This window comes from Ohtaekwangia sp. (genome assembly GCF_036568665.1).
Lineage (GTDB): Bacteria > Bacteroidota > Bacteroidia > Cytophagales > Cyclobacteriaceae > Ohtaekwangia.
Genome location: NZ_DATCSD010000263.1, coordinates 1 through 6,851 on the forward strand (window position 1 = coordinate 1; position 6,851 = coordinate 6,851).

A 6,851-nucleotide genomic window follows, 5' to 3' on the forward strand; every position below is an offset into this window, starting at 1 on the left:
GCAGAGCGCTGGAACATGGGTGATGCAGAATCGGATGGTGCCGGCTTTGTTACATCATTCGAAATTCCGGAGGTATACTTTCAGAAGTTCGAAATACAAACGGTAGGCCTTGCCCATCATCAGGAACTCTGGGTACCAGCTGAGGAACTCGATGAGTTTAATAAAATGATTGTTAACGGTATTGCCGTAGTGAAAGCGTATATCGGCAATAAATATATACTTACCGATAAACTGGCCAGTGTGCTGCCAACTGAATAGCGAGGATATGATCTGAAAACGTATAATTCAATGAAAACTATACAGGAACGTGAACATATATACACCATAGAAAATTTCTGGTCGGCACAGCACTGCGAAGATTATATAGCAAAAGCTGAGAACATCGGGTATGAACCGGCTACCATACTAACAGCGAATGGACCCCGGCTTGTTGATTCTGTGAGGAACAACAGCCGGGTGCTGTATAAAGATATAGCACTGGCAGGTGAGTTATGGTCAACACTAGAGTCATTGGCTCCCAAAACAATCGGGAATAATGTTGCTATAGGATTGAATGAGTTGTTTCGATTTTACAAATATCAGCCCGGGCAACAATTTCGCAGACATCGCGATAATAGCTATATCCGTAATTTGTATGAAGTCAGTTTTTTTACGTTCATGATATACCTGAATGATAATTTTACGGGTGGTGCTACTGTATTTGAAGACCTGATCGTGAAACCTAAACAAGGCTCAGCGCTCATAATTTTACCACCCCTTGCTACACGAAGGCGGTATAGTATTGGAAGGAACAAAATACGTTCTTCGTACCGATATCATGTATCGCTTAACACAAGAATAAAAATCATTACGCAAAAAGACTGCGCAATGGAGACAGACCTTTGTATCGAATTATAGAAAGAACTTAATATGTTGTTGAAGATATCTACCACGCATAAACCGGCAACCGATCTGGGCTACTTGTTACATAAACACCCGGATAAGCTGCAGTCGGTCGAAATACCTAATGGGCATGCACACATTTTTTATCCGGAGTCGGGTGAAGATAGCGCTACAGTTGCGCTCCTGCTTGATATAGATCCGGTTGGTTTAGTACGTAATGCTTCTGGCGGAGGTCCGGATTCGTTTTCATTGCAACAATATGTAAATGATCGTCCGTATGTTGCTTCGTCTTTTATGAGCGTAGCTATCGCGAAAGCATTTTCCAGTGCTATCAATGGAAAATGTATAAAGCGCCCGGAACTTGTAGATATAGTCATGCCGCTCGAAGCCTGTATATCTGTATTGCCTGCAGCGGGTGGAGGAGAATTTCTGATTCGGAAATTATTCGAGCCGCTCGGGTATACGATAGAAGCTGATCCGGTAATACTCGATCCGGAATTTCCTGAATGGGGCAAGAGTAAATATTTCACTGTAAAGTTGACTGGAAACTTCCGGCTGAAAGAATTACTCTCGCATCTGTATATACTTATACCGGTACTCGATAATGAAAAACACTATTGGGTAAACCAGGAAGAAGTAGAGAAATTACTCCAGAAAGGTGAAGGCTGGCTTCAGGATCATCCGGAAAAAGAGTTCATCACCAAACGCTACCTGCGCGATATAGGAGGGCTTACCCGCCATGCACTCGACCGGTTAATGGAAAAGAATGAGGAGCTTACAGATGCTGATGGACGTGATGCGAACGAAGAGTTTACCGAAGCAGATATAGCGAAAGAAACACTGCATACAAAAAGACTTCGTGCAGCTATGGAAGAACTGGTAGCCTCCGGGGCGAAGAGTATACTGGATCTCGGATGTGGCGAAGGCAAGTTGTTAAAGATGTTGCTGAAGGAAAAGCAATTTGAAAAAATTACCGGGGTGGATGTTTCCTATCGTACGCTTGAAAAGGCTATGCGCAGGATTAACTATCACACCATGCCTCCGTTGCAGAAAGCGCGCATAAACATTGTTCAGGGGTCATTAATCTATCGCGATAAAAGACTGGAAGGATATGATGCCGCAGCTATTGTAGAAGTGATTGAGCACCTGGAGTTAAATCGTCTCGAAGCATTTGAAAATGTAGTCTTTGCTTCTGCGCGCCCAAACACAATTATACTTACTACACCTAACAGTGAGTATAATGAACTTTACGAAACGATGAAGCCGGGTGCTATGCGCCATGAAGATCACCGCTTCGAATGGAACAGGCGTGAATTTGAATCATGGACTAACGCAGTGGCCATGCGCCATAATTATACAGTAAAGATAAAGCCCGTGGGTGATGAAGATGAATGCGTAGGAGCGCCATCGCAGATGGCGGTCTTTAAAAAGAATGAATAAAAATGAAAAAAGAAATACATATACCGGAGCTCTCTCTGGTAACACTCATCGGTATAAGTGGCTCTGGCAAATCTACATTTGCACGAAAGCACTTTAAAGAAACGGAAATCATTTCGTCTGACCGATGCCGTGCACTGGTATCAGATAATGAAAATAATCAGGCAGCAACTGAAGATGCTTTTCAATTGCTGCACTATATAGCAGCCAAGCGATTAAAGAATGGATTGCTCACGGTGATTGATGCTACCAATATTCAGCGCGAAGCACGTGCATCGCTGGTACAGCTCGCTCGCCAATATCATTGTATACCGGTGGCGATTGTACTGGATATACCAGAGAAGGTATGCGCAGCAAGAAATGATGTGCGACCTGATCGTAATTTTGGCAGCCATGTAATTTACCTGCAGCGTTCTCAATTACGGCAATCAATCAAGAAGCTGAAGCTGGAAGGTTTTCGTCATATCTATACACTTCGTTCTGTTGAAGAAGTTGAGTCGGTCACACATATAATTCGTGAGAAGCTTTACAATGATAAAAAAGATGTTCACGGACCGTTCGATATTATCGGAGATATACACGGATGTTTTACAGAATTAACAGAGCTGCTCACAACCCTGGGCTACACGGTGGATCGGGTGCCGGAAGAAGGCATCAACTTCGGATTCCAGGTAACGCATCGCGAAGGACGCAAGGCTATATTTCTTGGTGACCTGGTTGACCGAGGTCCGGATTCTCCCGGTGTATTGCGCCTCGTAATGAGCATGGTATATACGGGTATAGCTTATTGTGTTCCCGGTAATCACGATGCAAAATTATACCGCTACCTCGATGGCAAACAGGTGCAGTTGAAACATGGCCTGCAGAAAACCGTGGAGCAGCTTGCTAACGAAAGCGATCTCTTCCGCACGCAGATAAAAGAATTTATAGATGGTCTTATAAGCCATTATGTATTTGATGATGGTAAGCTGGTAGTAGCCCATGCCGGGTTGAAAGAAGAAATGCACGGACGCGGCAGTGGCGCGGTTCGGTCATTCGCTATGTTTGGTGAAACCACCGGGGAGATCGATGAGTTCGGTTTGCCTGTGCGCTATAACTGGGCAATGGAATATAGGGGTAAGGCGATGGTAGTATATGGACACACTCCTGTGCCGGAAGCGCAGTGGTTGAATCGTACGATCGATATCGATACAGGATGCGTGTTCGGTGGTAAGTTAACGGCCCTGCGTTACCCGGAGGAAGTACTGGTTTCTGTTAAAGCGAAAGAAGTATATGAAGTTCCTTCACGACCAATCGACTTTGAGAAAAAGCAGGAGGTATTAAGTCATCAGCAGCAAAATGATGCAATACTCGATCTGGAAGATGTAATCGGTAAACGCATTATCACTACACGCCTCCGAAACAATGTTACAGTAAAAGAAGAGAACTCTATTGCTGCATTGGAAGTAATGAGTCGCTTTGCTGTAAACCCGAAGTGGCTGATATACCTTCCGTCAACCATGTCGCCATCCGAAACAAGTCGCCTTGATAATTACCTGGAACATCCTGCAGAAGCATTGGGATACTTTCAGAGTCAGGGAATTGCACAGGTAATTTGTGAAGAGAAGCACATGGGCTCACGCGCTGTGATTATAGCAGGTAAAGATGAAGAAGCGATTGCCCGCAGGTTTGGCATTCGTAATGAAGGTGCCGGTATATGCTATACCCGTACGGGCCGAAGCTTCTTTAATGATGCGGCTATGAGTAAACAGTTTATTGATCGTGTTATAGCGGCCGCTACAAAAGCCGGGATATGGGAGCGGCTCAATACCGATTGGATATGCCTGGATGCAGAGCTGATGCCCTGGTCTGTAAAAGCACAGGCTTTGCTGCGATCTCAGTATGCAGCAGTGGGTGCATCTGCCAGTACATCTTTACGCGATGTTGTTGAAACCTTGCAACAAACCTCTCAGCGAAAACTGGAAGGTATAGATATACTACTGGATAAATTTGCTGCCAAGCAGATGATGGTAAAAGACTATACAAACTCTTATCACCATTACTGCTGGCCGGTAAATAGTATAGATGATTTAACGCTGGCTCCATTTCATATACTGGCTACAGAAGGCGCTGTGCATGTGGATAAAGACCATGCGTGGCACATGGATACTATTGCCGCTATAGCTGATGCTGATCCGGCATTATTTTTAAAAACGGAGCATCGTGTTATCGATGTAAACAATGAAGCACAGGTGCAGGAGATTATAAGGTGGTGGATGGAGCTTACGGAGCGAGGTGGTGAAGGTATAGTAATAAAACCGCTGGATTTTATAGCTACCGGTAAACACGGACTTGTTCAGCCTGCTGTAAAGTGCAGAGGTAAAGAGTACCTGCGCATCATCTATGGTCCTGAATATACTGCAACAGAAAATCTGAATCGGTTAAAACATCGCGGACTTTCCGGTAAACGTTCACTGGCTCTGCGCGAGTTTGTCTTGGGCGTTGAAGGATTGGAGCGATTCATTCGCCAGGAACCTCTGCGAAGAGTACACGAATGTGCCTTTGGTGTATTGGCGTTGGAGAGTGAAGAAATCGATCCGCGTCTTTAATATAATCTCAATAAAATTTTTCAGTATATCTATCCTGCGCAAAAAGACTGCGCAGGCTGGTTATACATTTGTGCGAAATAATATATGGCTATGAGACAAATCATTATGCAAAAGCTCGACAGCCTGCAGAAAGATCATAGAGTAAAGATTCTCTATGCATGCGAATCGGGCAGTCGTGCGTGGGGTTTTGCCTCGCCCGACAGTGACTTTGATGTGCGGTTTATATATGTCAATCGCAGCGATGAATACCTGTCGATCAACGAACACAGAGACGTGATCGAGTTGCCGATCAACGAAGTGCTCGACATCAACGGCTGGGATATCCGCAAAGCGCTACGCCTGTTCCGTAAGTCGAACGCTCCGCTGTACGAGTGGCTGCAATCACCGGTGGTATATATGGCCGATCAGCAATTTGTAAATGACATGCAGTATAATATGCCACGCTACTTTTCAGCGCGATCCATGATGCATCACTATATCGGTATGGCTAAAACTGCGTATGATACAATACTGGCTGGCGATGAAGTACGTATAAAGAAATATTTTTATGCACTTCGTCCGCTGCTGGCGTGCCGCTGGATAGCAGATCGATCCGAAGTTCCTCCTATGGAATTTGCCGCACTTCGTGTGTTTCTGCCAAACGATCTGCAAGGCATAGTGGACGAACTGCTGGAAATAAAAGCACGGGGTGACGAGAAATATACCATTAACCGTATCGTTGTTCTTCATGAGTATATCCGCGAACAACTTGATCGTTGCCTGCGCGATGTACCGGAAATCAGAAATGTGGCGGACGATATTGCTCCGTTGAACAAACTATTCAGGAAATATATAGTATGACTTTACAAGAACTCTATCGTAATCCGAAACACATATTGTTGAAATGTATCAGTGGCAGCCAGGCGTATGGCCTGGCACTGCCACACTCGGATACTGACCTGAAAGGTATATTTATTGTTCCCAAAGAAGAGTTCTACGGGCTGCACTATACCGACCAGGTTAACAACGACACGAACGATGAAATGTATTATGAAATAAAGAAGTTCATTGATCTGTTGTTGAAGAATAATCCGAATATACTGGAGCTGCTCAGTACACCGGAGGATTGCATACTATACCGTCACCCGGTAATGGATTTGATCAAGCCGGAAATGTTTCTGTCAAAATTGTGTAGTCAAACATTCGGGCAATACGCTTATGCCCAGATAAAAAAGGCGCGCGGGTTAAATAAAAAGATAGTGAACCCGGTAGAGATAAAGCGAAAAACGATTCTGGACTTTTGCTATACCGTTAAAGGCCAGGGATCAATGCCGATTACACAGTGGCTTGCGTCTTGTGGCTATATACAGGAAGATATTGGGCTGGTTCGGATCGATCACATGCGCGATATATATGCGGTGTTTCACCGGTTGCAGAGTGATGAGAGATTTAATGGTATATACTCCGGTGAAAATGCCAATGATGTATCGCTCAGTTCTGTTCCTGCACCTTGCGTTCCCTTGGCAATAATGTATTTTAATAAAGATGGCTATACCATGCATTGCAAGGAGTACAGGCAATATTGGGAATGGGTGGAGAAACGAAATGAAGAGCGATACGAAAATACACTGAGCCATGGCAAAAATTATGATGCGAAGAATATGATGCATGTATTTCGCTTACTGAACATGGCGGAAGAGATAGCTTTGCATGACAAGGTAAATGTAAGGCGACCTGAACGCGAATGGCTGCTTCGCATTCGCAGCGGTGCTTTTACTTATGAAGATTTGTTGAAACAGGCCGAAGACAAGATCGAAGTGATCAACCGGCTGTTTGAGCGATCCGATTTGCCGGATCAACCCGATCCGGTAATAGCAGAAAATCTGTTGGTAAATATTCGGGAGAAATTATACCATGCCGGTTGAGATTTGACAATGCCAGAATGCAGTTAAGCAAAGGTCGCCC

5 protein-coding genes and 1 pseudogene are annotated in these 6,851 nt (G+C 44.5%); all 6 read left to right on the forward strand.

Annotation, left to right across the window (positions count from 1 at the left end):
- Window positions 1–258, forward strand: a pseudogene (locus VIN08_RS14570) (hypothetical protein); the annotation flags it as partial.
- A 30-nt stretch (window positions 259–288) separates the two neighbouring features.
- A complete protein-coding gene (locus VIN08_RS14575) occupies window positions 289–897 on the forward strand; it encodes a 2OG-Fe(II) oxygenase (protein WP_331966505.1) in 609 nt (202 codons plus the stop codon).
- 12 nt (window positions 898–909) lie between these two features.
- Window positions 910–2,322 (forward strand): 3' terminal RNA ribose 2'-O-methyltransferase Hen1, encoded by a 1,413-nt coding sequence (locus VIN08_RS14580; protein ID WP_331966508.1) that lies wholly within the window; start codon window positions 910–912, stop codon window positions 2,320–2,322.
- Window positions 2,323–2,324: 2 nt separating this feature from the next.
- Entirely contained in the window at window positions 2,325–4,907 is a 2,583-nt protein-coding gene (locus VIN08_RS14585) for a polynucleotide kinase-phosphatase (RefSeq protein WP_331966511.1), read from the forward strand.
- 90 nt (window positions 4,908–4,997) lie between these two features.
- Window positions 4,998–5,747 (forward strand): nucleotidyltransferase domain-containing protein, encoded by a 750-nt coding sequence (locus VIN08_RS14590; RefSeq protein ID WP_331966514.1) that lies wholly within the window; start codon window positions 4,998–5,000, stop codon window positions 5,745–5,747.
- Window positions 5,744–6,811, forward strand: coding sequence for a nucleotidyltransferase domain-containing protein (locus VIN08_RS14595; protein WP_331966517.1), 1,068 nt, complete (start codon window positions 5,744–5,746; stop codon window positions 6,809–6,811). Before VIN08_RS14590 ends, VIN08_RS14595 begins: the two co-directional genes overlap by 4 nt.
- Window positions 6,812–6,851: the final 40 nt, after the last annotated feature.

Excerpts from the sequence above, each read along its gene's own strand:
- VIN08_RS14575 (WP_331966505.1), top strand. The coding sequence starts at position 289 with ATGAAAACTATACAGGAACGTGAACATATATACACCATAGAAAATTTC.
- VIN08_RS14580 (WP_331966508.1), top strand. The coding sequence starts at position 910 with ATGTTGTTGAAGATATCTACCACGCATAAACCGGCAACCGATCTGGGC.
- VIN08_RS14585 (WP_331966511.1), top strand. The coding sequence starts at position 2,325 with ATGAAAAAAGAAATACATATACCGGAGCTCTCTCTGGTAACACTCATC.
- VIN08_RS14590 (WP_331966514.1), top strand. The coding sequence starts at position 4,998 with ATGAGACAAATCATTATGCAAAAGCTCGACAGCCTGCAGAAAGATCAT.
- VIN08_RS14595 (WP_331966517.1), top strand. The coding sequence starts at position 5,744 with ATGACTTTACAAGAACTCTATCGTAATCCGAAACACATATTGTTGAAA.